The 26,743-nt window shown below is 63.2% G+C and carries 23 protein-coding genes; 15 read left to right on the top strand and 8 right to left on the bottom strand.

Annotated elements, in window-relative coordinates:
• Window positions 1-67 precede the first annotated feature (67 nt).
• From J2D73_RS00830 to J2D73_RS00820, 3 genes are read left to right on the top strand one after another with little or no spacing between them, the layout of a single operon-like run.
• Window positions 68-1,585: a UbiD family decarboxylase gene (locus tag J2D73_RS00830; protein WP_207878468.1), complete on the top strand. Its 1,518-nt coding sequence runs from the start codon at window positions 68-70 to the stop codon at window positions 1,583-1,585.
• Entirely contained in the window at window positions 1,582-2,148 is a 567-nt protein-coding gene (locus J2D73_RS00825) for a UbiX family flavin prenyltransferase (RefSeq protein WP_207878466.1), read from the top strand. Before J2D73_RS00830 ends, J2D73_RS00825 begins: the two co-directional genes overlap by 4 nt.
• A gap of 56 nt (window positions 2,149-2,204) precedes the next feature.
• On the top strand, window positions 2,205-3,062 hold the full coding sequence (locus J2D73_RS00820; protein ID WP_207878464.1) for a sugar phosphate isomerase/epimerase family protein: 858 nt from the start codon (window positions 2,205-2,207) through the stop codon (window positions 3,060-3,062).
• Between the two features lie 358 nt (window positions 3,063-3,420).
• On the opposite strand, the gene J2D73_RS00815 is transcribed toward J2D73_RS00820, so the two are convergent.
• Window positions 3,421-4,314, bottom strand: a complete 894-nt coding sequence (locus J2D73_RS00815; RefSeq protein WP_207878462.1) for an SGNH/GDSL hydrolase family protein — start codon at window positions 4,312-4,314, stop codon at window positions 3,421-3,423.
• Window positions 4,315-4,585: 271 nt separating this feature from the next.
• Between J2D73_RS00815 and J2D73_RS00810 the strand changes: the two genes are divergently transcribed.
• Complete coding sequence (locus tag J2D73_RS00810) at window positions 4,586-5,581, top strand: DMT family transporter (protein ID WP_207878460.1); 996 nt, start codon at window positions 4,586-4,588, stop codon at window positions 5,579-5,581.
• A gap of 169 nt (window positions 5,582-5,750) precedes the next feature.
• On the opposite strand, the gene J2D73_RS00805 is transcribed toward J2D73_RS00810, so the two are convergent.
• Window positions 5,751-6,869, bottom strand: a complete 1,119-nt coding sequence (locus tag J2D73_RS00805; RefSeq protein WP_207878458.1) for an Mrp/NBP35 family ATP-binding protein — start codon at window positions 6,867-6,869, stop codon at window positions 5,751-5,753.
• Window positions 6,870-7,071: 202 nt separating this feature from the next.
• On the opposite strand from J2D73_RS00805, the gene J2D73_RS00800 reads away from it, so the two are divergent.
• Window positions 7,072-8,343: an OpgC family protein gene (locus J2D73_RS00800; RefSeq protein ID WP_207878456.1), complete on the top strand. Its 1,272-nt coding sequence runs from the start codon at window positions 7,072-7,074 to the stop codon at window positions 8,341-8,343.
• Window positions 8,344-8,396: 53 nt separating this feature from the next.
• On the top strand, window positions 8,397-9,050 hold the full coding sequence (locus J2D73_RS00795; protein ID WP_207878454.1) for an SGNH/GDSL hydrolase family protein: 654 nt from the start codon (window positions 8,397-8,399) through the stop codon (window positions 9,048-9,050).
• 860 nt (window positions 9,051-9,910) lie between these two features.
• On the opposite strand, the gene J2D73_RS00790 is transcribed toward J2D73_RS00795, so the two are convergent.
• Window positions 9,911-11,203: a cation:dicarboxylate symporter family transporter gene (locus J2D73_RS00790; RefSeq protein WP_207878452.1), complete on the bottom strand. Its 1,293-nt coding sequence runs from the start codon at window positions 11,201-11,203 to the stop codon at window positions 9,911-9,913.
• 376 nt (window positions 11,204-11,579) lie between these two features.
• On the opposite strand from J2D73_RS00790, the gene J2D73_RS00785 reads away from it, so the two are divergent.
• The 7 genes from J2D73_RS00785 (at window position 11,580) to J2D73_RS00755 (ending at window position 19,117) form a co-directional block, all read left to right on the top strand.
• Window positions 11,580-12,506 carry a hypothetical protein gene (locus J2D73_RS00785; protein ID WP_207878450.1) on the top strand — a complete coding sequence of 309 codons (927 nt, stop codon included), beginning with the start codon at window positions 11,580-11,582 and terminating at the stop codon, window positions 12,504-12,506.
• A 168-nt stretch (window positions 12,507-12,674) separates the two neighbouring features.
• Complete coding sequence (locus J2D73_RS00780; RefSeq protein WP_243429508.1) at window positions 12,675-13,853, top strand: MBL fold metallo-hydrolase; 1,179 nt, start codon at window positions 12,675-12,677, stop codon at window positions 13,851-13,853.
• A 129-nt stretch (window positions 13,854-13,982) separates the two neighbouring features.
• Window positions 13,983-14,537, top strand: coding sequence for an ankyrin repeat domain-containing protein (locus J2D73_RS00775; RefSeq protein ID WP_207878448.1), 555 nt, complete (start codon window positions 13,983-13,985; stop codon window positions 14,535-14,537).
• Entirely contained in the window at window positions 14,534-15,601 is a 1,068-nt protein-coding gene (hisC, locus tag J2D73_RS00770) for a histidinol-phosphate transaminase (protein WP_207878447.1), read from the top strand. The genes J2D73_RS00775 and hisC overlap by 4 nt, the downstream gene beginning before the upstream one ends.
• Before the next feature lie 197 nt (window positions 15,602-15,798).
• Window positions 15,799-16,080: a hypothetical protein gene (locus tag J2D73_RS00765; RefSeq protein WP_086644098.1), complete on the top strand. Its 282-nt coding sequence runs from the start codon at window positions 15,799-15,801 to the stop codon at window positions 16,078-16,080.
• Between the two features lie 300 nt (window positions 16,081-16,380).
• Complete coding sequence (pckA, locus tag J2D73_RS00760) at window positions 16,381-17,961, top strand: phosphoenolpyruvate carboxykinase (ATP) (protein WP_207878445.1); 1,581 nt, start codon at window positions 16,381-16,383, stop codon at window positions 17,959-17,961.
• Window positions 17,962-18,049: 88 nt separating this feature from the next.
• Window positions 18,050-19,117: a DMT family transporter gene (locus J2D73_RS00755; RefSeq protein WP_207878443.1), complete on the top strand. Its 1,068-nt coding sequence runs from the start codon at window positions 18,050-18,052 to the stop codon at window positions 19,115-19,117.
• Between the two features lie 114 nt (window positions 19,118-19,231).
• On the opposite strand, the gene J2D73_RS00750 is transcribed toward J2D73_RS00755, so the two are convergent.
• Genes J2D73_RS00750 through J2D73_RS00730 form a run of 5 tightly spaced genes read right to left on the bottom strand, consistent with a single transcriptional unit; the run spans window position 19,232 to window position 24,251 of the window.
• Entirely contained in the window at window positions 19,232-20,056 is an 825-nt protein-coding gene (locus tag J2D73_RS00750; protein ID WP_207878779.1) for a nucleotidyltransferase family protein, read from the bottom strand.
• On the bottom strand, window positions 20,025-20,825 hold the full coding sequence (locus J2D73_RS00745) for a sterol desaturase family protein (protein WP_207878441.1): 801 nt from the start codon (window positions 20,823-20,825) through the stop codon (window positions 20,025-20,027). The genes J2D73_RS00750 and J2D73_RS00745 overlap by 32 nt, the downstream gene beginning before the upstream one ends.
• On the bottom strand, window positions 20,822-21,961 hold the full coding sequence (locus J2D73_RS00740) for an LptF/LptG family permease (RefSeq protein ID WP_207878439.1): 1,140 nt from the start codon (window positions 21,959-21,961) through the stop codon (window positions 20,822-20,824). Before J2D73_RS00740 ends, J2D73_RS00745 begins: the two co-directional genes overlap by 4 nt.
• Complete coding sequence (locus J2D73_RS00735) at window positions 21,958-23,256, bottom strand: LptF/LptG family permease (RefSeq protein ID WP_341534994.1); 1,299 nt, start codon at window positions 23,254-23,256, stop codon at window positions 21,958-21,960. The genes J2D73_RS00740 and J2D73_RS00735 overlap by 4 nt, the downstream gene beginning before the upstream one ends.
• On the bottom strand, window positions 23,253-24,251 hold the full coding sequence (locus tag J2D73_RS00730) for a metallophosphoesterase family protein (RefSeq protein ID WP_207878437.1): 999 nt from the start codon (window positions 24,249-24,251) through the stop codon (window positions 23,253-23,255). The genes J2D73_RS00735 and J2D73_RS00730 overlap by 4 nt, the downstream gene beginning before the upstream one ends.
• Before the next feature lie 316 nt (window positions 24,252-24,567).
• Between J2D73_RS00730 and J2D73_RS00725 the strand changes: the two genes are divergently transcribed.
• Both J2D73_RS00725 and J2D73_RS00720 read left to right on the top strand, forming a co-directional pair.
• Window positions 24,568-25,548: an acylglycerol kinase family protein gene (locus J2D73_RS00725; protein ID WP_207878435.1), complete on the top strand. Its 981-nt coding sequence runs from the start codon at window positions 24,568-24,570 to the stop codon at window positions 25,546-25,548.
• A 131-nt stretch (window positions 25,549-25,679) separates the two neighbouring features.
• On the top strand, window positions 25,680-26,720 hold the full coding sequence (locus J2D73_RS00720; RefSeq protein ID WP_207878433.1) for a hypothetical protein: 1,041 nt from the start codon (window positions 25,680-25,682) through the stop codon (window positions 26,718-26,720).
• The last annotated feature ends 23 nt before the right edge of the window (window positions 26,721-26,743 follow it).

Genomic DNA, 26,743 nt, shown 5'->3' with positions numbered 1-26,743 from the left:
CTTCGTGTGGATGGATTATCTGGACAGCAGTTGTCACCCTGCACCGCAAATCCGCAGGAGACTGACAATGCCCTCCCCCACGCAACATGACACGACCACTGATGCGCCCGTCGACGATCTTCGCTCGGCCATAGACCTGCTGTCCCGCCATCCCGGACAGATCATCAGCACGCAACGACCAGTGGACCCGAAAGGGGAACTGGCGGGCGTTTACAGGCATATCGGCGCCGGAGGCACCGTCATGCGGCCGACACGCATCGGTCCTGCAATGATGTTCGAATCGATCAAGGGATTTCCCGACTCCCGCGTCCTTGTCGGCGTCATGGCCAGTCGCGAGCGCGTGGCGCTGCTGCTTGGCGCAAAATCGGAGGATCTGGCGCGTCATATGGGGAAGGCGGTCGCCAACCCGGTTCAGCCCGTCGTCATCAAATCCGAACACGCACCCGTGCAGGAGGTCGTCCATCGCGCCGATGACGAGGGGTTTGACCTGCGAACGCTGCTCCCGGCTCCGACCAACACCCCGGAGGACGCAGGTCCTTTCTTCTGTCTCGGCCTCGTTCTGGGTACGGATCCTGACGAGGGACACAGCGACGTCACGATTCATCGTCTATGCGTACAGGGAAAAGACGAACTGTCGATTTTCTTTGCGCCGGGGCGGCATATCGACGTCTTCCGCCAGAAGGCCGAAGCGCGAGGAGAGGCGCTCCCCATCACCATCAACATGGGGCTCGATCCCGCGATCGCGATCGGCGCATGCTTCGAGGCGCCCACGACGCCATTCGGCTATGATGAACTGGCCGTCGCCGGGGCGCTCCGCGGCAAGGCGGTCGAACTGACGCCCGCGGTGACGGTCGATCAACACGCGATCGCCCGCGCGGAAATCGTCATAGAAGGCGTCATTCTGCCAAACAAACGCATTCGCGAAGACATCAACACCGACACCGGTCTGGCGATGCCGGAATTCCCCGGTTACACCGGCCCCGCCAATCCGTCCCTCCCCGTCATCAAGGTGACGGCAGTGACGATGCGCAAGGGCGCGATTCTGCAGACGCTCGTCGGCCCGGGGGAAGAACACGTCAATCTGGCGGGTATCCCGACGGAAGCCAGCATCCTCAACGCCTGCGAAGCCGCGCTCCCCGGATTTGTGAAGAATGTTTATGCGCATTCGGCAGGCGGCGGAAAACTGCTTGCGATCCTTCAGGTCAGCAAGCGCGGCGCATTCGATGACGGCAATGCCCGACAGGCGGCGATCATCGCGCTAGGCGCCTATCGCGAACTTAAAAATGTCTTCCTTGTCGATGACGATGTTGATCCGTTCGATACGAACGATGTGCTCTGGGCCATGCAGACCCGTTATCAGGGCGACATGGACACGATGTTTCTTCAGGGCGTGACAGGGCATGTGCTCGATCCTTCCCAGACGCCGGAATATAACCCGGCGCTAGCGTCAAAAGGCACCACCTGCAAGACAGTGTTCGACTGCACTGCGCCGTGGCATTTGCGCAAGGAATTCGTCCGTGCGCAGTTTCAGGACGTTGATCCCCGCCCCTTTGCGCCGGACCTGTTTCCCGGAGGCGACGCATGAGCGCCAACCGTCCGCTCATCATCGGCATAACGGGCGCCACGGGGATCGTTCTGGGCGTGCGCGCACTGGAAATGTGCCGTGAACTTGGCGTTGAAACCCATCTGGTCGTAAGCCAGGCCGGTGAAATGACCCGTGCCTACGAAACCGATCTGGACCGCGAGCAGCTTCACGCGCTTGCTGATCATGTGCATCCGGTCAAGGACGTTGCCGCCAGTATCGCCAGCGGCAGTTTCCGGACGATGGGCATGCTGATCGCGCCATGCTCGGTCCGAACACTCGCCGAAGTGGCGACGGGCGTCACCACGACGCTTCTTACGCGCGCCGCCGACGTCGTTCTGAAAGAACGCCGCCGGCTTGTCATGATGGTACGCGAAGCTCCGCTGCACGCGGGGCATATTCGCAACATGCTCGCCGTGACGGAGATGGGAGGCATTATCCAGCCTCCGGTGCCCGCTTTTTACACCAAACCTCAATCCGTCAGCGATATCGTCGACCACTGCGTCGCCCGCGCACTCGACTGCTTCGGCATCGACGTGCCCACGATGCAACGATGGGGCGAATAGACCGCCGAGGCGACCGCAAACGCTCCGCAGCGATAATCGTAGGGAAGAGCAGTCACATGTCGATTCTGTCGCGGTTACATATAAGCGAGATCAGCACGAAAAATCTGACGCTCCGTGAGGACGTGGAACTCTATCGGCGACATGGACTTGGGATCGAGCTTTGGGAATCAAAGTTCAGCCACGCTAATTTTGAAGCGGAGGTCGACTGGCTCGGCGAGCAGGACATTCACGTCAGCTCGCTGCAGCCCGATGTGATGACTGTTTTCCCATCCATGTCTGTGCTGGAGCCGCAGGATCCGGACGAACGCGTCAGGTTATTCTGTCGCGCAGTGGATCGCTTTTCGCGAATTTTGAAGGGAGGCGTCATGCCAACCCAGACAGGGGCCTTACCGACGGGCGACGAGGATCTGGTCTGGAGAACCTCTGTCGAAGCTTACAAGAAAATCGCAGACCATGCCGCAAGGCGGGACATAAAGATCGCGCTGGAGCCCCTTGGCGCGTCCCTGATGAACCGAAGCACCATCGTCTCGAATATTGTGACGGCGCTGGAAATGCTGGATGAAGTCAATCATCCGAATTTTGGCATCTGTGCAGACTCTTACAATCTTTGGGAAAGCACGGCACTCGATCAGGTTTCTCTCTGCGGTGAAAAACTCTTTCTGGTGCATCTCGCGGATTGGCGTCGCCCGCGTAATTTTCACGATCGCCATATCCCCGGCGACGGCCTCATACCCAACGATGAATTTCTCAAGCGTATTCAAGATATAGACTATACGGGCGACTATGTCGTCGAGCTCTTCTCCGATGGCGTCCCCAACTCTCTGTGGTCCCAAGATCCGGAGTCTGTTGTAAGACGCATCAGACGGGGGGTCGCAGCCGCAGCCGCAGTCGCCGAATCAGGAACGACGGAATAACCGCCGCCCTGTTCGCACAGCGCCAACGCTCAATGTGTTTTAACGCACTCCCTGCTCGACCGAACAACTCTCCATCCGACCGACCGACGCCCCCTGTTCTGGCCACCGTCCTCCGACGGAGACAGAACATAGCAGCATCGATCTCCATGTTACCTTTACGCCCAGCACTATGCATTTGACGTGACGGAAAACGATCCACCGACAAGTTCGAGCGGCGCACAGTGAAAACTTCTCCGCCCATGAGGCCGCCGAAGGCGTGCACGCCGTGGAAATCCGCCGAACGGCTGCTCTGCCGTCGCCCTCAATGGAACCGACGCGCCACAGCTGACATCACCCGCACATATGTGACGTCCATGCTTCAGCGAGCGCCAGGATCGCCAATGACTTCATTCAGGGCCTCAGCAACCTTGTCCATACCCGCCTGATTGGGATGATAAGCAACCGGCGCGGCCCAACCCGGGTTTTGCGGCGGATGATAACCCGCGACATAGGGGGCCTCTGAGCAGGCGTCGTGACCGGCGCCGATCACGGAACTGGGCACTACGTCGACGCCGTTGCGTCGGGTGGCCCCGCCGATGATCTGGGCCAGACGCACGTAGAGCGCACGCATCCGCGCGGCGTCGTCCGGCGCAAGAGGTAGAGCCGCGCAGGATACCGCGGCGTGGCCGGGAACCGCCGGTAGATAACCGAGCAACACAATGCGCGCCGCGGGCGCCCGACGGCGCACTTCCATTACGACCCTGTCCAGAGATTCCGGCAGGATCGCGAGCCGACGCTTCACCTCAACAGGATCCGTGACGCGGCAATTCGCGCCGCCAGTATCACGGCATGACAGCCCCAGCAGGTCGGCGACGTAATTGACGTCGTTTCCGCCAATGAGAATCGAAACAAGTCGCGCATCAGGAGTGACCGCTTCGATCTGGGCTGGCAGCCCATACTGGCCATGCTCAAGGATGTTCGCCGTAGTCGCGCCCGAACAGGAAACGTCGACAAGCTTCAGACCGCGCTCTCTGGCGACGATATCCGCGAAATTCGACTCCGAACGACGACACCCGCCAGAGGACGCGACGGGCGTGCCCACACCCGGGCCTGCGGCGTATGAACTGCCCATCGAGACATACAGATCGCCCTTGCGCGGCGCCGATGACCGGGCGGCGGCGGGCGCGAGCAAAACTGCGGACGCCAGAAGCGTCACGACGGTTTTCAGCCGCTGAGTAAAAAACGAACCGGAACTATACACATGACGCTTCATGGGCGGTCTCTCAGGAAAATCAGGCGAACCTGCGGCTGGCGGACGCCGATTGCAGAATTGCTTTTGAACGCGACGCCTGCGCCCCGTCTGGCGCAGGACGTATCCCCTCCGAACGGAAACACTGGGGCCCACGAGGGCGCACGGGACAATGGCGGCCTGAAGCATGGCCAACGACCCAATATTCGGTGCAAATGCCCCGGCAAGACAATGCTGACATGGCTATGAAAAAATACCGACGTTACGCCCCACCGCAGACAACAGGACACCCGGTATGACCGCCACCTCCTCCGCCGCGCCGGAAGCCGCCCACTCCCACGCCACGTTTGCTGGAGTTATTTGCGGCGCTGGGGCAGGCGCGCTTTGGGGGCTGGTGTTTCTTGCGCCCGAATTGGTCCGGACGTTCGATCCGCTGTTCCTGACGAGCGGACGTTACCTGTTTTACGGGCTGATCTCGGCGGCCATGCTCGCGACGCGGTGGCGCCACTTCGCGGCTACGGTCTCTGCTGGCGAGTGGCTGGCGCTTATGAAGCTCGGGTTCACCGGTAATATTCTCTACTATCTGCTGCTCTCGACCGCCGTTCAGAGTGGCGGCGTGGCCATGACGTCACTGGTCATCGGGTTCCTTCCCGTCGCGGTCACGATCGTCGGCAGCCGGGACAAGGGGGCGATTTCGCTGGCGAAACTGGCGCCATCGCTCCTGCTCTGCGCCGCCGGGGCGATCTGCATCGGCTGGCAGACTGTAGCTGCGCCGTCGCAAATACCAGCGTCCGCGCGCTTGGCCGGGCTGCTGAGCGCCATTGGAGCACTTGTGTCATGGACGATCTACGCCGTCAGCAACAGCCGCTGGCTACGACGCCTCGACCATATATCCGCCCATGACTGGAATTTTCTGACGGGCGTCGTCACCGGGGCGCAGAGCCTCGTGCTAATTCCGCTCGCATTCCTAATCGACCACGCCCATCACGACGCGACCGAATGGACGCAGCTTGGCCTCGTGTCTCTGGGCGTTGCGTTTCTGGCGTCCATCGTGGGCAACGCGCTGTGGAACCGCATGAGCCGCCTCCTGCCGCTCACGCTCACTGGCCAGATGATTCTCTTCGAGACGTTGTTCGCGCTGATCTACGGATTTCTGTGGGAGAGGCGGCTGCCACATGCACTTGAAACGGCTGCGTTTACTCTGGTCGCACTGAGTGTCGTCAGTTGCGTCGGGGCGCACCGGAACGCTGGAGCCCAGGCCCAAGCTGCGGACGCCGTGCATCCGGGATAGAAAGTCTCCGGTCCCGGACGTCAGTCATCACAACGGCGGCACAGTGTGAACTGACTCAAGCGAAGCCGCGCAATCAGTGGGTGCGCACGTCCACGACGCCGCCTACGTCGTCCGCCCGACGCCATGGTTACATGCCCCGATGTGAAGACGGTCTGCCGGGCAGCAAGTCTTACCCCCCCGCAGGAGCGCGGCGCATCGTGCGTCGGACAGACTCGGCCACGGTCGCCGCCAGCTTGCGATATGCTTGAGCGGCCTCACTCTCTGGCGCGGCCGCCACGATCGGCGCACCCGAATCAGCGCTGGATCGAATTTCGGCAAGCAGCGGGATTTCACCAAGGAACGGCGCGTCCAGTCGGGCCGCCTCCTCGCGCGCGCCGCCATGGCCGAACAGTTCGGTGCGATGTCCGCAATTGGGGCAACAGAAATAGGACATATTCTCGATCAGCCCGAGCACCGGCACGCGGGTCTTCTCAAACATCGCGATGCCGCGCCGCGCGTCGAGCAGCGCGATGTCCTGCGGCGTCGAGACGATGATCGCGCCGGTCAACGTCGCCTTCTGCGCGAGCGTCAGTTGCGCGTCGCCTGTGCCGGGCGGCATGTCGATAATCAGAACGTCGAGCCTGCCCCAGTCCACGTCATTGAGAAGCTGTCCAATCGCGCCCATCACCATCGGACCGCGCCAGATCATGGCCTGATTCTCATCGACCAGCATCCCGATCGACATGGCGGACACCCCCCATACGCGCGCAGGGATCAGCCGACCGTCGCGCACCTCCGGGCGTTCGGCGACGCCGAGCATCCGGGGGAGAGACGGGCCATGCACGTCCGCGTCCATCAGACCGACCGAAAGCCCCTCCAGCGCCAGTCCGACCGCAAGGTTGACGGCGGTCGTCGATTTTCCGACGCCGCCTTTGCCCGAGGCCACGGCGATGACCGCTCCGACATCGAGCGACGATGCGCCGCCGCCCACGCCGCCGAGCGGGCGATGTCCGCCACCGGACGCAACGGGACGCTGGGCGGGCGTCTGCTCGCGGTGGGCCGTCAACATGACCTGAGAACACACAGGCGCGAACGCCGCGTCCAGCGCGTGCTCTGCCGCGCCCGTGAGGCGATCCACAGCCGCAGCGTCGGCTGCAGCGACAGCGAGCACCACACGCAGGCGTCCGTCGACAATGGCGCATGACTCGACGCGCGCGATATCGAGAAGGCCGCGACCACTCGTCGCGTCAGCGACGTCGCGGAGGACAGCCTCGACCTCTGTTCGTTCAGGAACGCCACGCTGGGTCATAACACCACCTTAATTTCACCTTCAGATGCCCGCGTTCGAACGGACGCCGGAGCGGCAGGGCGTCCCCACGCGCCCGCGCTCTGTTATCCATGCTGTAAGAAAGCGCAACCAGACTGGCTTTCAAGTCGCCGATACCTTTTAATAGCACACGGCCCGGCCTAGATCCGGTCGATCTGCTGGGACGCGCCGCTCAGGACAGGATATGACGGACCAATCATCCACAGCCACACTGAGTCGCGACGTCCCCGCCACGCCCGGCCCGCAAGCCTCGCCGGGCGACGTGGCGGACGAAGCGCCACGCACGATCCATACGACGGAGGATGGCGCTCCGGGCAGCGCCCCGCAGCCGCTTTCCGTCCGGCCGCGGAGCAGTAGTCGCGACCACCGCATCGACGCCATGCGCGGCGCCGCATTGCTGATGATGTTCGTCGATCACATTCCCCAGAATCTTCTGAACCGGCTGACCATGCGGAACGTAGGTTTCGCCGACGCGGCCGAAATCTTCGTGCTGCTGGCCGGATACGCCTCCTGGCTCGCGTACGGGCGCGGGTTCGCCAGGAATGGCGTCAGGGACACGCTGATCCGCATCGCCCGCCGCTGCGGCAAGCTCTATGTGGCGCAGACGCTGATGCTGCTTGTGTCAGTTTTCACTATTCGCGAATGGCGCCGGTTCTCCCCGGTGCCGGTAGATTTTCTGGAGCCCGAACTTGCCCACGGGGTTTCGGATCTGTGGCGCGTGCTGCTGCTCGACGCCCTTCCGGCCAATCTCAACATCCTTCCGCTCTATATGGTGCTTCTCGGGGCGTTTCCGCTTATCTACCTGCTGATCCGGGTCAACCGCTTTCTCGCCCTCGGACTCAGCGCCGGGCTATGGCTGCTGATCAACGTCGACCCGACGGTGAATTTCCCTAACTGGCTCGATCCCGACGGGTGGTATTTCGACCCGCTGGCGTGGCAGTTCCTGTTCGTTCTCGGAGCCTCCGCAGCGATTGAGGCCGGGCGGCACGGGGGCGACCTGCCGTCGTATCGCTGGCTGAAGGTCGCCGCCGCGCTTTATCTGACGTTCTCACTGGTGGAGGCGTTTCCCTGGGCGCAATGGGGGCTGCCCGAATTGCGGCCGTTCGCATTGCCGTCCCCAGACAAAAGCACCCTCGCGCCGCTGCGCCTGCTCGACGTGATGGCGATTTTCTATCTTGTTCAGTCATCGTCCGTCGCACGGGCGCTCTCCCACTCACGTCTGGGGCAGGCGCTGGCGCTGGCGGGACGACACTCCCTCGAGATATTCACGGCTGGCACCGTCCTCGACCTGTTCGGCAGACTGGTCTTCACCACCTTCGGAGCCGGGTGGCCACTTCAGATTGTGGTGAACGGCGTGGGGCTGGGTCTTCTGTTCCTTGTCGCGCAGTTTTATGAACGTCGTCGCGTGCGGCAGCGCGCCGCCGCATCCGGCGGAGGCCCGGCCGTCGAGGCGTAAGGCGGGGCGTATCCGCCCTCAGCCTCTCCAATAAGTTCGGAGAGTTGTTCCCGATGACGTTCTTTCCTCGCCTGACCAGCCGTCTTGAAGCTGGCGAACCCGTGACTATCTGCCTGTTCGGTTCATCCACGACTGAAGGCGTGGGCGCCAGTTCACCGGAACATGGTTTCGCGCCGATCTTCGCCCGGACATTTGAGCCTTTTGCGAGAGGCGGACTGACGATCGTCAATCTGGGCATCGGCGGCAACGGCGCGCGCGAGATGCACGCGCGTCTGCAACCGGTTCTAAACGCCAACGCCGATCTCGTGATCTGGCAGGGCGGCACCAACGACGCGTGGCAGAACGTCCCTCTGATCGAGTTCGAGGACCTGACCCGCAAGGATCTGTCGACGTTGCGTGAGAGCGGCGCCGATCTGGCGATGATCGGGCCACAATGGAGCCGGATGATGGAGGAATGCGCCGCATTCCCGGCGTTTCGCGACGCGACCCCGGCGCTCGGGCGGGAACTGGGCGTGCCCGTGTTCGATCGTTATGGTCGCATGAAGTCGTGGTGCGCCGAATACGGGATGACGCGGGACGATCTGTCGCCTGACGGCCTGCATATGGGCGATTTCGGCTACCGCCTGCTCGGCGAAGCCGTCGCGAACTGGGTGATCGAACTTACAGGGGCTGCGCAGGCCTGGGGCAGACCTGCCGTGATGTCGTAAGGCCTGCTCTCTTCTGAGAAGGGAATGCAGTGCGGCTGTTGCCGCCACAGGTGAGATATGCGTTTCACGTTCCCCTCTTTAACCACTCTCGCCTGCCTCTATCCTCTGTCGGCGGTTGCATTCGCCCAAGTCATAACGCCAGCCGCGCAAGCGGGTGCGTTCTACCATTGGCATCTGGATCAATCTGGAGCAGCGCAACCCGCTTTGTTGGAATCGAAAATTACAGATTAGGTCAAACCAAATCTGATGAAGAGACTTCGTTCGACGTATCGAGCGAACGGTTTTGCAGAAAGCGCCGATTATTTTCTAAAAGTCCAGGATTATGATGAAACCGAATGGAGAAATCACATTTCTGCTTCGGTACTAACGGCGTCCGGCGCCCAGGCTATTGCATTGGTGACACTTGGATCCGTAGGGAAGGCATATCTTTGCGTTCACTTTCAGGAGAGTGGACCCATGTGGAAAATTTCCGATGTAGACGAGCCAGATATCAAAAATTCTCCAAAAAAACTGCCACACGCACATTGTCGAAGAACCATCGCCGGAATAAGCAACATGACGCCGGAACCCAGCGAGAATTCTGGAGATTTTCGTCCTCGACTCGCCTTGACTTACGTAGAGGCACATCCTCTGTAGTTGAGGGAATATTGCTACCCGATCAATTATTTCCGCCGCATACGGCCAAATACCGGGTCAGACGAAAAACGCAAACGCACGAAGAAGAAAATTTCATTTTCGGATTCGCACATTTTTTACATTAATATTTTCAGTATATTTTAAATACTTCAAAAAATTTATCCAACAGAAGACCAAAACCCCTCCTATACCACGACCACGGTCGTCAAACGTCCCACCCTGCCCTAAGCGTCGCCGAGCGTCCGCCGCGCCTGCTCCCGGTCCAGCGCGCCCTCCCATGCCGCGATGACTACAGGCGCGACGCAATTTCCAATCAGATTGCCGACGGATCGCGGAATGCCGACGAACCAGTCGACCGCCAGAAGCAGCACAAGACTCGCCACCGGGATGGAAGGCGCGGCGCCCAGCGTGGCCGCCAGCACCACGATGGCGACGCCCGGCACGCCATGCGCGCCTTTTGACGTGATAAGCGCCGTCGCGAGCATGGCGAACATCTGACCCCAGCCCAGAGGCGTGTGCGTCGCCTCCGCAAGAAACACGACCGCAAAGCCAAGATAAATCGACAGCGCGTCAAGATTGAAAGAATATCCGGCAGGCGTCACCAGTCCGACGACCTGACGCGACACGCCCATACGCTCCAGCTTGGCCATGACGCTGGGCAACACCGAATCCGAACTTGTCGTGGCGGCGACGATGACGATCTCTTCGCGCAGGTAACGCATGAAACGCAGAGGATTGATCCCGCAGGCAAGCAGACACCCGCCAAGCACGACAACCATGAACACTGTGATCGCAACACAATATATCAGCACGAACGCTGCAAGACTCTCGATCGCCTCGAGCCCGTACTGCGCGGTCGTGGACGCCACGGCGCCGAACACCCCCAAAGGCGCAGTCGCGATGATATAGCGCATCATCCGCGAAAAGAGCGCGGTGAGACTGTCTGTCAGCTTTATGAGCGGGGCTCCTGCTGGCCCGATCTGCGCGAGGCAGCAGCCGAACAGGATGGCGAAGACGAGAATCTGTAGAATATTCGCGTCAACGAAAGCCGAAACGGGTGAACGCGGCACAAGAGCCATCAGAAAACCGGTGACGCCGCCATTGTGCAACAGATGCGCATTGCCAGCGAACGACGCCACCGCCTGCGCGTCCGCTTCCGTCGCGTGAAAATCGACGCCTGCCCCGGGATGGATGAGCAACGCCGCGCCGACCGCAAGCAACAGGACCGCCGTCGTCATGACCTCGAAATAGAGCAGCGCACGCAAACCCAGCCGCCCGACGGTACGCAGCGAGCCCGCGCTGACGATGCCCGTTACGATAATGCAGAACAGCAACGGCCCGACCGCCATGACGATCAGGCGCAGGAACAGCGCGCTCAGCCAGCGCGTCTGCTCGGCGAAGGCCGGATCTAGCAGACCGGCCAGAAGTCCCAGCACCGTCGCCACCGCGACCTGAGAGAAAACGCCGAAGCGTGGCGACTTGCGTGCGGGTGGCGTTGCGTCCTGCGTAACAGTCATACGTATGGGCGTTCCTGAGTTTTCAACTGGCGCCCAGTATTTCACGATAGTTCTGCCCGCGAAATGGGGACGGATGCGCCCGGCAGCGTCCGAGGCATGTCAGGGCGCTTCAGATCGTCACGACATGTGTGAAGCAGCCGATCCTGTTCGCCTGGAGCCCCTCGGAGGTTTGGGGTCATCGCCTCGCTTCAGGCGGAACTGGCGCCCCTGTGACCCTGATACGGGGGCGCGAGCCAAAATCTGCCCGCCCCGTCGGTCCGGACGTGATGACAGCTATCCTCGCAATCGCGTCCCGCCCGGACGACCCCATCCCGTTGGCGACCAAATAACGCCCCGCGCAGCCGCGCTCCCTTCCCTCCATTGCCGGTCTTCCTGAATGCATTCTTCGCAACTGCACGTCGTCACTTCCCGCTCGAATCCACTACGCTGGCGAACCCCGGATCGCATTTATCGTGAGTGGGCACAGCACATTCTCGACAGCGGATCGCAACTCACCGTCGTCGAGTGCCAGTACGGCGACCGACCGTTCACCTGCGAGCTTCCCGGCGTCCGACATGTCGGCGTGCGCGCGAACTCCATGGTGTGGGAGAAGGAGCGCCTGCTGAATATCGGTATCGCCAGTCTTCCCCATGACTGGCGTACGGTCGCCTGGATCGACAGCGACGTATTTTTTCGCCAACCGGACTGGGCGCGCGAGACAGTGGAGGCGCTGCAACTTTTCGACGTGATCCAACCCTGGTCCGACTGCTACGATCTTGGCCCCAACCGCGAGCATATGCAGCTTCACCGCTCGTTCTGCCGTCTCTGGATGGACGGTGAACCGATCATGCAAGGGCCACGCGCGCACCGGTCGCCGTATCGCTTTGCGCATCCCGGCTATGCGTGGGCGGCCACGCGTTCGGCGCTTGAAGCCACAGGCGGCCTTCTCGACATGGCCGCGCTGGGTTCGGCGGATCACCATATGGCGTTGGGACTGATCGGCCGAGCGCAGGAATCCTATCCTGGCAATATTTCGGAGGGTTACAAGCGCCACGTCCTGCGCTGGCAGTCGCGGGCGATGCAGGCAATCAACGGAAATATCGGCGCGCTTGGCGGAGCGATCGAACACAGCTTCCATGGAGCCAAGCGCGATCGGGCCTATGAAAGTCGCTGGGACATTCTTGCGCGCAATCACTTCGACCCAGACGAGGATCTGAAGCGCAACGTTTGGCAGGCGTGGGAACTGGCCGGAAACAAACCTCGCCTACGCCGCGAGATCGAACGTTATTTTCGTGCGCGGAACGAAGACGCCAACGTGTTATGACAGGTGTTGGACACCAACGCTCCCACACGCTGCGTCCGTGCAAACGCGAATACGAAGAAGAAAATATCGATATGATTAAGGAATTTTATTATATTCCCATATCGAAATAATATTTAAAACTCCGTTCGAAAACGGCGGCTTCGTGCGTGAGGAAAGCGGCCTCAACGGTTGACGCACAAGCGCAGACACGGCGGCGGCAAGCGTCGCCCCCCTCCCTCGCCTTGCGGCGCGGGATCGGGCATGCTGGTCGGAATGACGCTCCGACCTCATCGGCCTTCCGATCATTCCGACGGATTGGCGTTCTTCAACCCTCCGCTCCCGCAGGATTGGGCGCCAGCGCCGCGACCCGACGCATGGCCGGAAGAGCCGGACGACCCGGAATTCATCGAACGTGGGTCGCCTGACGGACCGAGGCGCGTCAAACCTACGCGTTTCCTGCGCTGGGCGCTGTCTTCTCTGACCGACAAACCGGAACGGATCATCGATCCTCCGCCTCAGGGAGACCCGTTCACGACGCCGGAGCCGGGGCGGATCAGCATCACTTTCATCGGGCACTGCACGTTCCTGCTGCGGGCGCCGCTGCCCGGCGGACGCGTGCTGACGGTCATGACGGATCCGATCTTCTCGGAACGCTGCTCTCCGTTCTCTTTCATCGGTCCCCGCAGATTGCGTGCGCCGGGGCGGGCGCTGGCGGAATTGCCGAAGATCGACGTGCTGCTCATCTCTCACTGCCATTACGATCATCTCGACCTGCCCAGCCTTCGCGCCATCGCGCGTCGGGATGATCCGGCCGTGATCACGCCTCTGGGCAACAGCGACCTTTTGGCGAAGGCGGGGCTTCGGCGCGTATCCGAGCTGGACTGGTGGGACAGCATGCGCTTCGGCGACGTCGCCGTGACCTGCACGCCGGCGCGTCATTTCGCGCAGCGGACGCCCTTCGACGGCGGGCGACGCCTTTGGGGCGGGCTGACATTGAACCTGCCCGCTGTGGGCGACGTTGGTCCGCGCTCCATATTTTTCGCGGGTGACACAGCCCACGGCCCGCACTGGCGGGAAATCCGAGAAAGACTCGGCGCGCCCGATCTGGCGTTGCTGCCGATCGGCGCCTATTCGCCGCGTTCTTTCCTTCACAGGGTCCACGCCGACCCGGTGGAGGCGGTCGCGGCTTTTCTTACGCTGGAGGCGAAGAAGGCGGTCGCCATGCATTTCGGCACGTTTCCACTGTCACGGGAACCACTCGGGGAGCCCGAACGCTGCCTGGCGGACACGGCCGCCTGGGCTGGCTTACCCCCTGACGCATTCACGCCCCTGTCGTTCGGCGAGACACGCCTGATCTCGCTGACCTGAGTTCCCCGACGCAAGAGCAGCCTGGCGCCTCCCGAAAGCCGGACTCTTCGCAACTTGGCTGCGGATACGGTAAGATGGGCGCCTGTCGCCGCCGCGTTGCGGCGTCACAGTTTGCGAAGGAGAGCGCCCATGACAGGTCAGCACGACGCCGGGACAGGGAAGCCTGACGCCACTGCGTCCGAAGAACAGGCGTTCGATCTGGCCGAGGTCGAGGCGCTGTTTCTCAACGCGTCGCGCGACGGACAGGCCGATCTGGTGCAGGAATTCGTCGCGGCGGGATTGAGTCCAGACCTTTCCAACGAAAAAGGCCACTCGGCGCTGATCCTCGCCACCTACAACGGCCATGCGGAGGCCACGAAAGTCTTGCTCGACGCAGGAGCTACGATCGACCTGCGCGACGCCAAGGGCGCCACGGCCCTCGCAGGCGTGGCGTTCAAGGGCGAGATCGAGATCGCCCGCATGTTGCTGGAAGCGGGAGCGCAGGTCGACGCAGCGAACGAGGTCGGGCGTACGCCGCTCATGTTCGCGGTTATGTTCGGACGGCTGGACATGGCGAAGCTGCTGATCGAGGCGGGCGCGAACCCGACCCTGCGCGATGGAGAGGGGCGTGACGCCCGCGATATCGCCGTCGCTCTTGGATCCGAGCCGATGCAGGAATTGCTCGGCGACGGAACCGCGCGATGAGCGAACTCTGGAGCCCTCTGGTACGTCGCCTGACGCCCTACGTTCCCGGCGAGCAGCCAAAGATCGCCGACCTGATCAAGCTGAACACGAACGAAAGCCCTTACGGCCCCTCCCCGCGCGCAATCGCGGCGATCCGGGAGGCTGCTGGCGACGACCTGCGCCTGTACCCGGATCCTGAAGCCACAGCTCTGCGCGATGCTATCGCCCACCGCGTCGGATTGACTGCCGCGCACGTGTTCGTCGGCAACGGCTCGGACGAAGTTCTCGCGCACGCCTTCCAGGCGTTTTTCGATCACGGCGACCCGGTGCTGTTTGCTGACGTCACCTACAGCTTCTACCCGGTGTATTGCGGTCTTTACGACCTGCCGTTCGAACAGATCCCGCTCGACGAGGCCATGCGTGTGCGCGTGGAAGATTACGCCCGCCCGTGCAGCGGCGTGATCGTCGCCAACCCCAACGCACCGACCGGAATTGCTTTGCCGCTCACGGCCATCGAGACGCTGCTGACGGCCCATCCGTCACGTGTCGTGCTGGTGGACGAGGCATATGTTGATTTCGGCGCGGAATCTGCAGTCTCGCTCATCAGTCGGCATCCAAACCTGCTGGTGGTGCAGACCCTGTCGAAGTCGCGCGCGCTCGCCGGACTGCGTGTAGGATTCGCTCTGGGCGATCCTGCGCTGATCGAGGCGCTCGTCCGGGTCAAGGACAGCTTCAACTCCTATCCGCTGGATCGCCTCGCACAGGTCGGCGCGCAGGCTGCGATAGAAGACGAGAACTGGTTCAGCGAATCGGTCGCGCGGGTGATTACGACACGTGAGCAGTTGTCCGGCGGATTGCGAGAGCTCGGGTTCGAGGTCTTGCCTTCGTCCGCCAACTTTGTGTACGCTCGACACCCGGACCGTGACGCAGCCCATCTGGCTGCCGCGTTGAGAGAAAGGGCGATTATCGTGCGCCATCTGAAAGGCCCGCGCACTGCCCCCTGGCTCAGGGTGACGGTCGGCGCCGACGAGCAATGCGCCACATTGCTCGATTCGCTCAGGGGCATACTGCTCAGCAACTCCTGAGCGCGGACGCCCGGCTGATGAAAGTCGGGCGCATACCAGGGACCAGACCGGAGGCGTCGTCTTTCGAGGCGCCGATCGGCAGGGTCGGTTATCGTAAAACGCTCCCGGCGATCCCTGTTTCTTAAATTGTTGTTCGTCGTTTTGTCCCCACTCTGCGGGACGTCATCCTTTTGTCCTGCCTGATAGGTTATTCAGTCATGCGTTCTTTTCATGGTCAGCTTTCGGATAATCAGCCGATCCGCCGTACGCTCGAGGAAAAACAGAAGCAACTTCGCGATCTCAAGGAAACGCTGGCGTCGATGAAGTCGCACACGGCCCCCGCCCTGCGGGAAAGCGTGCGCAAGCGCATCGCCCAGCTTGAAGCTGAAGTGTCCGCCGCTCCGGCGTTGAAAACTGCCGCTGGCGCCGCGCGCGCTCCGCGCGCGGCTGACGCGCCGCGTCGTCGCCAGAGCCGCATTCGCTCCGATCTGACCGGCTGACAGATCAACATGTTGCGGCGCGCGGAAACAAGCCCGCGCGCCGCAATCCATCACGCTGCATCGTCAATTTTCGCACACAGCGGAATGTTCCGAGCGCATCCGCTCCGGCACCTCCCCATAGCGGCGGATTTCGACCGCTAGCAGGCATATTCCACGCCAGAAGCGTGATGCTATGCGTCGACGGAACTGCGCCCCACACGCGTAAATCAAGACTCTTCGCAATCGAGATGTTACCGTCTTCGCCTTGTTCCGTCGGCGCCGGCTTCCGCAGACGAACGTCCATCAGGCGAGGAATAATCAATGAACAATGCCACCGCCCCCCAGAATGCATGCGACGTATTGGCTGGAACCGGCCTGAAGAACGTTCCTGAAGTTTTCGCCAACCTGAAAGCTGCGGAGCTGGTCGAGCATTCCGTCAGACGCGGCGAAGCCCGTCTTTCCGCCGACGGCGCGCTGGTGGCCCACACCGGCGAACACACAGGACGATCAGTCAAAGACAAGTTCGTCGTCGACGAACCCGCCTCGACCGACGAGGTCTGGTGGGGCGATATCAACCAGAAACTTGCGCCGGCGCAATTTCAGCGCCTCGCCGATCAGGTGCGGGGATATCTGGCCGGCCAGCCCCTGTTCACGCAGGATCTCTACGCAGGCGCGGACCCAGCCCACCGGATTCGCGTGCGTCTGGTGACGACGAACGCCTGGCAGGCCCTGTTCGCCCGCAACATGTTCATCCGCCCGTCCGACGCCGAACTTGAAGGCTTCGAGCCCGACTGGGTGATCCTGCATGCGCCGGGGTTCGAAGTCGACGCCGCGACATGCGGGGTGCGCAGTTCCACGGCCGTCACTCTCTCCCTCGACCAGCGACTGGTCGTCATCGCCGGGACGCAGTACGCCGGCGAAATCAAGAAATCGATCTTCACCGTCATGAACTGGCTGCTTCCCGCCAAGGGCGTCATGCCCATGCACTGCTCGGCGAATGTCGGCGTCGATGGCGACGTTGCGCTGTTCTTTGGGCTGTCGGGAACGGGCAAGACGACCCTGTCCTCCGATCGTGCACGTCCACTGATTGGCGATGACGAGCACGGCTGGTCGGACGAGGGCGTCTTCAACTTCGAAGGCGGCTGCTACGCCAAGGTCATTGACCTCAATCAGGAAGCCGAGCCCGATATCTGGGCGGCGTCTCACCGCTTCGGCGTTGTGCTGGAGAACGTCGCCATCGGCTCCGGCGGCGCGCTCGACCTCACCGACTCTTCCCAGACGGAGAACACCCGGTCGTGCTACCCGCTCGACTTCGTGCCGAATATCTGCCTCGGCAGCCGCGCCGGACAACCACGCAACGTCATCATGTTGACGGCGGACGCATTCGGGGTGCTGCCGCCGGTGGCGAAGCTTACGCCTGATCAGGCGATGTACCACTTCATCTCTGGATACACCGCCAGAATCGCAGGCACCGAAAAGGGGCTGGGGCGCGAGCCGCAGGCGACCTTCTCCCCCTGCTTCGGCGGGCCGTTCCTGCCGCGCCCGCCTCAGGTGTATGGCGAATTGCTCAAGCAGCGCCTGTCCAGCGGGGACGTGACATGCTGGCTGGTGAACACCGGCTGGACCGGGGGCGCATACGGCGTCGGCAAGCGGATGTCGCTGGCACATACGCGGGCAATCCTCGCCGCGATTCTTGGCGGGGGTCTGACCGGTGGAGAGTTCGAGGCGGAGCCGCTCTTTGGTCTCTCGCTTCCGAAAGCTGTAGAAGGAGTTCCAGCAGAGGTGCTCGACCCCGTCCGAAGCTGGTCTGACAGCGCGGAATACGAACGCACCGCGCGCCATCTGCTCGCCCTGTTCGAGAAAAACTACGAGGCCCTGAAAGCTGGTGGAACGGCAGGCTGAATCGCAACCGCCCGTCGTCAGGACGAAGACCTGACCGCCGGGTCGGAGCGCGCAGCCGCATGCGCCCTGACACCTGAGGAGAGGTCGTATGAAAGTTCAGTCGGGATCCACTTTAGCAATCGCCTCGGCGGGACTCTTCGGGGCCAGCACGCCGCTCGCCAAGATGCTCCTCGGCGCCGGCGTGAATCCGTGGCTTCTCGCCGGATTGCTGTATCTCGGCTCGGGGATCGGCCTCGCCGCGCTTCACCTCATTCTGCGCGCCAGAGGCGATGCGCCCGCCGAGGCGCCGCTGGAGCGCCGCGACGCGCCATGGCTCGCACTGGTCATTCTCTGTGGCGGCGTAGCAGGCCCACTGTTGCTGATGCTGGGGCTTTCGCATACGCCCGCCTCCAGCGCCGCCCTGCTCCTCAACGTCGAAGGTCTTGCGACGATGGGGATCGCCTGGCTCGCCTTCCGGGAGAACGTTGACCGACGCCTGCTGCTCGGCGCTCTCGCAATTCTTTCCGGCGCGGCGCTTCTTTCGTGGCAGGGCGCGGGCGGCGCAGGGACAGAAGACGGTCTGGGATTGGGCGCCCTCGCCATCGTCGGCGCGTGCGTCGCCTGGGGCCTCGACAACAATCTGACCCGCAAACTGTCCTCATCTGACCCTGTGCAGATCGCCATGCTCAAAGGACTGGTCGCTGGCGCCGTGAATCTGTCTCTTGCGCTGTCGAGCGGAGCGCGCCTGCCTCCGCTCCCCCAGTTGGCGGCAGCCGGAACGATTGGCTTCCTCGGATACGGCGTTAGCCTTGTGCTCTTCGTACTGGCGCTACGCCATCTCGGCGCAGCGCGGACCGGCGCCTATTTCTCCGCAGCGCCGTTTATCGGCGTAATTCTGGCGATTGCGCTTTTCGACGAGCCCATGACATGGCGGCTTGGCGCCGCGGCCCTTCTAATGGGCGTCGGATTGTATCTGCATCTCGTCGAGCGGCACGACCACGAACACACCCATGAGGCGCTGGAGCATAGCCACCGCCACGTTCACGACGAGCACCACCAGCATACGCATGGACCAAACGATCCACCGGGGGAGCCACATACGCACTGGCACCGCCACCAGCCCATGACCCACCGGCACCCTCACTACCCGGACCTGCATCACCGGCACGCACATTGAAGGCAAAACGGCGCAGCGGTAGACGCGCCGGGCGCCAGCGCACGTTTTCCTGGCTTTGCAACGACAGGGAAGACGAAGGCCAGGACGCGTGCGAACCTCACCCGTAATCTCGGGTCAGGCGGCCTCAGCGGCCATCAACGCTTTCACTAGTTCGAGATCTGCGGGTTTGTCCACGTCCACGGCGGCGCGACCGTCCGGAATGAACACAAGGCGAGCCTCCGCCCCGGTCAGACGTCCGATCCGCTCGCACAGCGCACGCACGGTCAGGCGTCTGGTCAACACCCGCAGCAGAACGCCGGGACCAAGAAGCCAGCCCATCCGCAACGGGTGCTTGCGCTCGCGTTCAATCCGCCGCCACAGCGCCGCCGCGCGCGCAGCGCCCGGCGTGCGGAACAGAAACAGATTGCAGCCGGAGAACGCTGCGTCCGACAAGCGTATAAAAGTTCGCTTAGTGCCGGGCACGTCCCGCATTACAGCCGCCTCGCCCGCGACGCCGGCCGCAACGTCCGCGCCCGCAGCCCCGTCCAGAAACGCCTGCACCCAGGCCGGACGCAACAGCGGATTGTCGGCCGTGGTCACCAGCAATGGCGCGCCGTAAGCCGCCAGAGCAGACAGAACGCTAGCGCTTGGCCCGGCCGCCGCCGTCATGGTCTCGACGCCCGGCGGCAGAACCCCGGTCAACGCCTCCGGAGTCTCGATGCACACGACCACGCGACCCACGCCGGGCGTGGCGAGAAGCGTGTCGATGACGTGAGAGATCATGGGCCGTCCGGCGATGGGAATCAGCGCCTTGTGCGAAAGCCCCGCCGCCACAGCCATGGGGTCGGCCGCGCCAGCGCGTGAACCGGCCAGAACGAGCGCGGTAAGCGGCTCTGCGGCGCGCGGCGGCGCAGTCACGCGAAGCGCCTCACGCGTGTTTTCCCGCGCCGCGCGGCGCATCACTGTCGCCACGCGCTCCATCCGGACGGTCTTTCGGCGCGGAGCCCGTCAGACGCATGACCCACGGATAACGTTTGGCTTCGTCCACGTTGTAGCCGAGGTTGAAGACGCTCGGGCTGCGGGTTCGGGCGCGGGCGTCAACGTAGTAGGTGCCCAGCGCGCGATCGACCACATAGCTCGTGATGCCGAAATTGCCGTCTTCGTCATGGAAGTGATGCAGGACGTGGCGCGCCTTCATGCGCTGTATCCACGCGGCTTTCGGCTTGTAGTTCAGATGCTGGATGCAGTGAAAAAATTCATAGACGCAGGTGATCACGACCCCTGTTCCGAACGCTGTGGCCGCCGCGCCGGGACCGCCGATCATCCAGCCGACCGGAATCGTGATCACGGCGATGGTCGGAAGAGTGGTCGCCGGCGCTCCGAACAGCACGTCCAGAAGATGCGGATCCTGATGGTGGTCGAAGTGAATCCGCTTCCAGAACCCCGCCGTCCAGCGCGATTTGTAGAGATACTGCCCATGCAGCACATAGCGGTGCAGCAGATACCAGACGACCGGATAGATCAGCACGACCGCCAGAATCGAAACGCAGGTAGCCCCCCACCCGGCGAAGTTGCGCGCCGCCAGAATCAGACTCGCAAGCGCAAGCGCGAAATACAGAAGGATGGTCGGGTAGGTGAGATACGCGACCCAAAGCTGCCGCAGGTTCATCTTACCCAGATCGAAGCTGCGCCCGGACCGGATGGTCGAGTTGCGCAAGGTCCCGCTCATTGCTCTTCGTTCCTCAAAAGCACGGCGCCCGCCGCCATGGTGAAGATCAGCAGTCCGGGAACGGTCGCGACCGGGGCAGGAAGAAGCCCCGCATTGCCCATCGCGCGGAACATGCCCTGCACGATGATGAAGAGCAGTCCGCCCCCCAGACACCAGACGGGCAGCCAGCTGCGCATCCCGGTACGCGGAGGGATATAGACCACCGGCGTCGCAAGCAAAAGCATGACCAGCAATGCAAGCGGACGCAGCAGACGTTCGATGAGCGCGGCGCGCAGGTAACCGGGAGCCAGACTGGTCGCCACCCGACCGTCCAGCGCCCGCCAGATGTCGAGCGACGACAACGGCGCGGTGTCCATGGACAGGCGCAGCATGTCGCTGGCGCGGAAGGTATTGCCCCAGCGCGCCTGTGGCTCTGTGCTCACCTGCACCCGCGCGGCGTCGCCGTCGGGCGCGACGACGGAACGCTTCACCTCCCACAACGTCCAGCCGTTCTCGCCAAACGTCGCACGCGCGGCGTGGGTCATGCCAAGAAGTCTGCCCTCCGCGTCCCTGTCGTACAAGTCGACGCCAAACGCACTGTTACCCACGTCCTTGACATACCCGACATGCGCCAGCTCGCTGGCCACGCCTCCACTTCGCGATGCGTCTCCGGGAACAGCGAACCAGAAAGAGCGTCCGTCTTCCGGGTGCGGGTCGCTGTGACTCCACCACGCCGCCAAAGCCAGTTCGGACCGGGGCGTAAGCTGGTCCTCCACCACCACGCCAAACAGGCCAAGCGCCAGCGTGGCTGGCGCCAGACGCAAGACAAGACCCAGAGTGGAAAGCCCGGAGGCGCGCAGGATCGCCGTCTCATTGCTGACGGTCATCTGGGTCAACATCAGCAACGCTCCGACGAGCACGCTGAGCGGCAGCGCCGTCTGGAGCATGAGCGGCAGATGCAGCGTCATGTAGGTCAGCACGCCTGTCACGCCGAGATGACGACGCAGGATCGGCGTCATCTGCTCCAGCAACCCGAGCAGTTCCATCAGCGCGATCAGAATCGCGCAGCACATGGCCACGCGGGTCGTAAGCAGAAGGGAGAGATACCGCAGCAACACATGGCGCGGCCCGCCTGACCGGGGTCGCGGGGCGTTCATCGAGCCTCGCCCGACAACCGTCGTCGGAATAGACGCATCCGGGCGACGTCCTGCAGGGCCGCCCGAAGATTCGCCGGCGCGATCATGTCCGCCCGCGCCAGAATCAACGCCGTGCAGGCGCCACAGAACAGAAGCGTCGGCGCCCAGATGACGAGGAGCGGCGAGTTGCGTCCCGTCGCCACCAGACTTTCTCCGAATTGCAGCGCGTGGTCATACGTCACAAGGATGACGACCGCGACGGCCAGCCCGGCGCTGCCCCGCTTGCGTTTGCCAAGGACGGCCAGCGAGGCGGCGAGGATCGGGATGAAGGGAATGGACAGGCTGCGAGCCAGTCGGAAATTCAGCTCCGCCCGCAGGCTTTGCGGCGGGATGTCTTCCGAAGCGAACTGTTGCTGTGAAGCGGATGGCGGCGGGACTGTGTCCACGAGGCCCCTGGCGGCGCGGGCGTCACGATGCAACTCCCGCGACAGCTCGCCCGACGTCAACTCACGCTCGTCATCGCCTCGATTGCGGAACTGCGATTGCTGGGCATGACTGATCAGGCGGGTCGCGTGATCGAAATATGTGACGCTCGGCTCGCCTTTTGGCGGGATGGTCAGGATGGAGCCATCCGTCAGATCGATCTGGGCTTCGGCCTTCGCCGTGTTTACGCGGACGTGGCCGCGCTTCGCGACGATATCACGCTCACGCCCGTCGCCCGTATCGCGGATGAACACGCCTGTCAGATCCGTGCCGTCGTGACTGACGCCATCGGCTCTCAACGAAATGGTGGGAGACGGCGTTGCGAAGACGCCCGGCTGCAACACGGGCGCCCATCCCGCGTGGCTGGCCAGATAGAACCCCTCCCGGAACTGGTACCGCGCGTGCGGCTGGATATAGCCGTAGAGCAACATGGACATCACCCCGAGCGCAGCCCCCGCGACGGCGAACGGGCGACAGACACGCAGGAGCGATACGCCGCTGCTCATCAGGGAGTCGAGTTCGTTCGTGTCGCTCATCCGGCGCACGACTGCGAAGATCGACACGCAAAGCGCAGCGGGAAGCGCCAGTCCCATATAGTGGGGCAACAGATCGGCGAGCAGCCGAAGCAGCGTCGAGAACGGGCTCGCCTCCGCCGCCAGAAGGTTCAGCAGGACCAGCAAACGCTCCAGCAATAACGCGATAAGCACGACCGACAAGGCGATCGTGAACGGAGGCACGGCCTGTGCGAGCAGGTATGAATCGAGCGTGTTCGGACGGATCAGCGCTGGAACGCGCGCGAAAGGCGGCTCGTAAAGACGCGATTGGCGCGTCACGATATGCCGCTTTCGACGCATGGGCGAAGAAATTCAAGAAGGGGCAGCACGTGAAGCTGGCCGTCGGTCCCAAGTCTCCGTCGCTCCACGCCAATCCGCCATGCGGCGAGACCCGAACCGGCAGGAGAAGACGCAGGCCGACCGCTTGGGAGCGACGCGTCAGCGACGCCCGAGACATCGGCGCGACGCTCCACTGGCTCGACGACGATCCGATTCCAGCCAGCCGCCCGATCCAGCCTACCGGGGCTATGCGACGCCGACGTTACGCCGATCAGCGGCGTGTCGGAACCGGGCACGACGCTGTCGGTGCCGCGATGAGAGTGGCCGTGCAGCACAAGCTCCGCCCCCGCCTCCGCTATCGCCTCCGCGAACATCCCCGCATCCCACAAAGCCTTGCGCGGAACCACCAGACCGGGGCGCGGCGGATGGTGGATCATCACGATCCGGCACAACCCCTCGGTCCGAAGACGGTGCAATGTCGCGATCAGCCGCTCCGCCTGATCCCGGCCGATTCGTCCTCCGGCCATAAAGGGCGGAGTCGGAATAGCGGAGTTGATGCCGACCAGCGCCACGCGGCCGACCGTCATGACGGCTGGTTCGCCGGGATCGGCCATGCCTCCCAGATCCGCCCACAAACCCGGCCCCTCATTCCATGCAATCGGCGCCATCGCATCATGATTGCCCGGGATGACCGCGACAGGTCGGTCGAAGCGTCGCAGCCATGCCGCGGCGGCGCGAAATTCGGACCCCGTGCCCAGATTGGTCAGGTCGCCGGTCACGGCCAGAGCGTCGACCGCGCTCGCCTCGATATCCGCCAGCACGGCGGCCAGCGGTCCTTCGCGGTGTACGAACCGTCTGCGCAACCCCCACGACAGCAGGCTCAGGGCGCGCTTGCTCATCAATTCACGTACGCCGGGATATGTCCGTAACGGCAGATGCGGATCGGAGAGATGCGCCAGAACGGCTGACAAAGCGGTGTTTCCTGACCTCTTCATGCGACCCTGTTCCCCGAAGCGCTTTTATAGCGGGTCGAAGCACGGTCCACGCACACTAGCATACGTTCCGGGTTTTCGTCCGGCCGCAGGACGTCAACACCGCCATCGATCCCTTAAACTCGCCAACGGATCAAGTGCGGAGCACGTATCGCCGCAGCGCACGACAGCTGGCGGAGAATTAGCGGGACGGACGGCGTGTGACAATTGCGGCCAGCCTGTCTATATCAGCCGACCAGCCGGGGAGACCCGCCTGCCCCGACACTGAGACGTCCCCTCACGACGCCTCGCACGACGAGCAAGATTTGCGGAATATCCAGTGACGTCACGCCTCGCCCTGATTCATAACCCGCGGAGCCGCCGCAACGCGCGCGACGGCGACGGCGAGTTCGAACGGGAAGCTGCGCGTCAGCTCGGTCCGATGTTCCTCACCCCGTCCGACCGGGACGAGCTGTTCACGGAGATCAAGGCGCTGGCCGCTCAGGGCGTTCGCTGCATCGTCGTGAACGGCGGCGACGGCACGGTCAGCGACGTGATGAGCGCCATTATCGCCGTCTATCCTCCCGGCGAGCTGCCCACCCTCGCGATTCTGCCGTCCGGAAACACGAATCTGATCGCCGAGGACGTCGGTCTGAAGAATCGCGGCGTCGCCGCGCTGACGACGCTGCTCGAGCGCGAGCGGAACGGCACGCTGTTCTCCAACACGCAGACCCGACGCCCCATCCTGGTGTCCTGGCCGGGTTCGAACCGCGCGCCGATCGCAGGAATGTTCTGCGGCCTGGCAGCTTTCACGCGCGGGATCGAACTGGCCCATCAGCCTGCGATCCTCAATCGTTACTCTCATGACATGGCGGTGCTGGCGACGGTGATCTGGGCAGTGCGCCAGTTGCTCCGAAAGGAGACCCGGCGTCGCTGGATGAACGGTGAAGTGATGTCGCTGGCGATCGACGAGGACGCGCCGGAAGACGCCGCCCGATTTCTGTTTCTCTGCTCCGCCCTGCACCGACTGGGCCACGGCATATGGCCGTTCTGGAACAACGCGACGCCTGCGAACGGCGGTTTCTTCTACCTCGATATTCTCGCCAATCCGAAAAAACTGCCCCGCGCCCTCGCATCGCTCATGCGCCGCGAGAAGCCCGGCTGGCTCCGGTCATCATCAACCTACCGCAGCGGTCAGGCAGGGTCGGTCCGGATCGAGACGCGCGATCGGCTCGTGCTCGACGGCGAAGAGCTGGACACAGGTCCGGATGGCTGCATCCTGCTCGCACAAGGGCCGGGCATCGCTTTCGTCAACGCCTGAGCGAACGGACTATGAAGGCGGCTCTCAATTGCGTCGCCCTTAACGCGTTTGCGCCGCCTCAGACGACTCACAGGCGTTATCGTCGGGCTTGAGGTCCGGGAAACACGACAATCCAGAAGCAGGGTCTTTCCATGATCAACTCCACCCGCGCCGGCTTGTCATTGAGCGCAGCTGGCGCTGTTGCGGATACGTTGGTGACGGAGCTGACGCGGCCCACACCGCCATCGGTCGCACGTTTCGCCGCCGCGATCGTCGGTGCGGCGCGGCCGCTGGGCGTGCTGTTCTATGGGTCCGCAGCCCGTTTACTCGACAATACACCCCCGGAACAGGACTCTGGCGCAACTGCCGGATCCAGTTCCGGGGCGGACGACGCTGACCTTTCTGACAGCGTGCTGGATTTTTACGTGATCGTGGAGCGTCAGCGCGACTGGCCGCGCGGACGCGTCGCGCGCATCGCAAATGCCCTACTGCCGCCAAACGTCGAATATCACGAGCGATCAATCGACGGGCGCGTGATGCGCGCCAAAGTCGCTATCCTGTCTCTGGCGCAGTTCCGCCGCCTGACGCGCCCGGACGCCTTCGACACGACGGTTTGGGCGCGTTTTTCGCAACCCGCGCGCCTTGTCTGGGTCAGGGACACGACGGCGGCCGACGCGATTCTGCGTTGCGTGGTGCGGGCCGTCGCCACGGCGGCCCTTTGGGCTGCAAAACTCGGGCCGGAACGCGGAGATGCGGAGCAGTATTGGCTCGGGCTGTTCGAACGCACCTACGCAGCGGAATTGCGAGTGGAATCGTCGCGGCGCCCGGCCAGCCTGCTTGGCGGGGCGGAAGCGCGGTACCGCAGGCTGCTGCCGCTGTGCTGGCTGGCCGGAAATCTGCCTGCTTCGGCGGACGGGGCAATGCTCGATCCCGGCCTGCCGACGACCATGCGCGTCCCCGCGTCTCGCCGCTGGCGCGTCCGGGCCGGAATGGGCCGGCCGCTAAACGTCGCACGGCTGATCAAGGCGTCTTTCACCTTTGCGGGCGGAGCCAGATATCTGGTCTGGAAGATATCGCGCCACACTGGCGTAGCGCTGACGCTGACGCCATTCGCCGAACGCCACCCGTTGCTGGCCGCGCCGGGGATCGTGAGCAGGCTGATGCGCGCGGGCGTTTTCCGCCGCAAGGCTTGAATTACGATGGTGCGGGGCGTCCT

The organism is Acetobacter sacchari (genome assembly GCF_017377715.1).
GTDB classification, from domain to species: Bacteria; Pseudomonadota; Alphaproteobacteria; order Acetobacterales; family Acetobacteraceae; genus Acetobacter; species Acetobacter sacchari.
The sequence above is the reverse complement of the archived record's forward strand: the minus strand, read 5'-3'. Positions and strand labels throughout refer to the sequence as shown.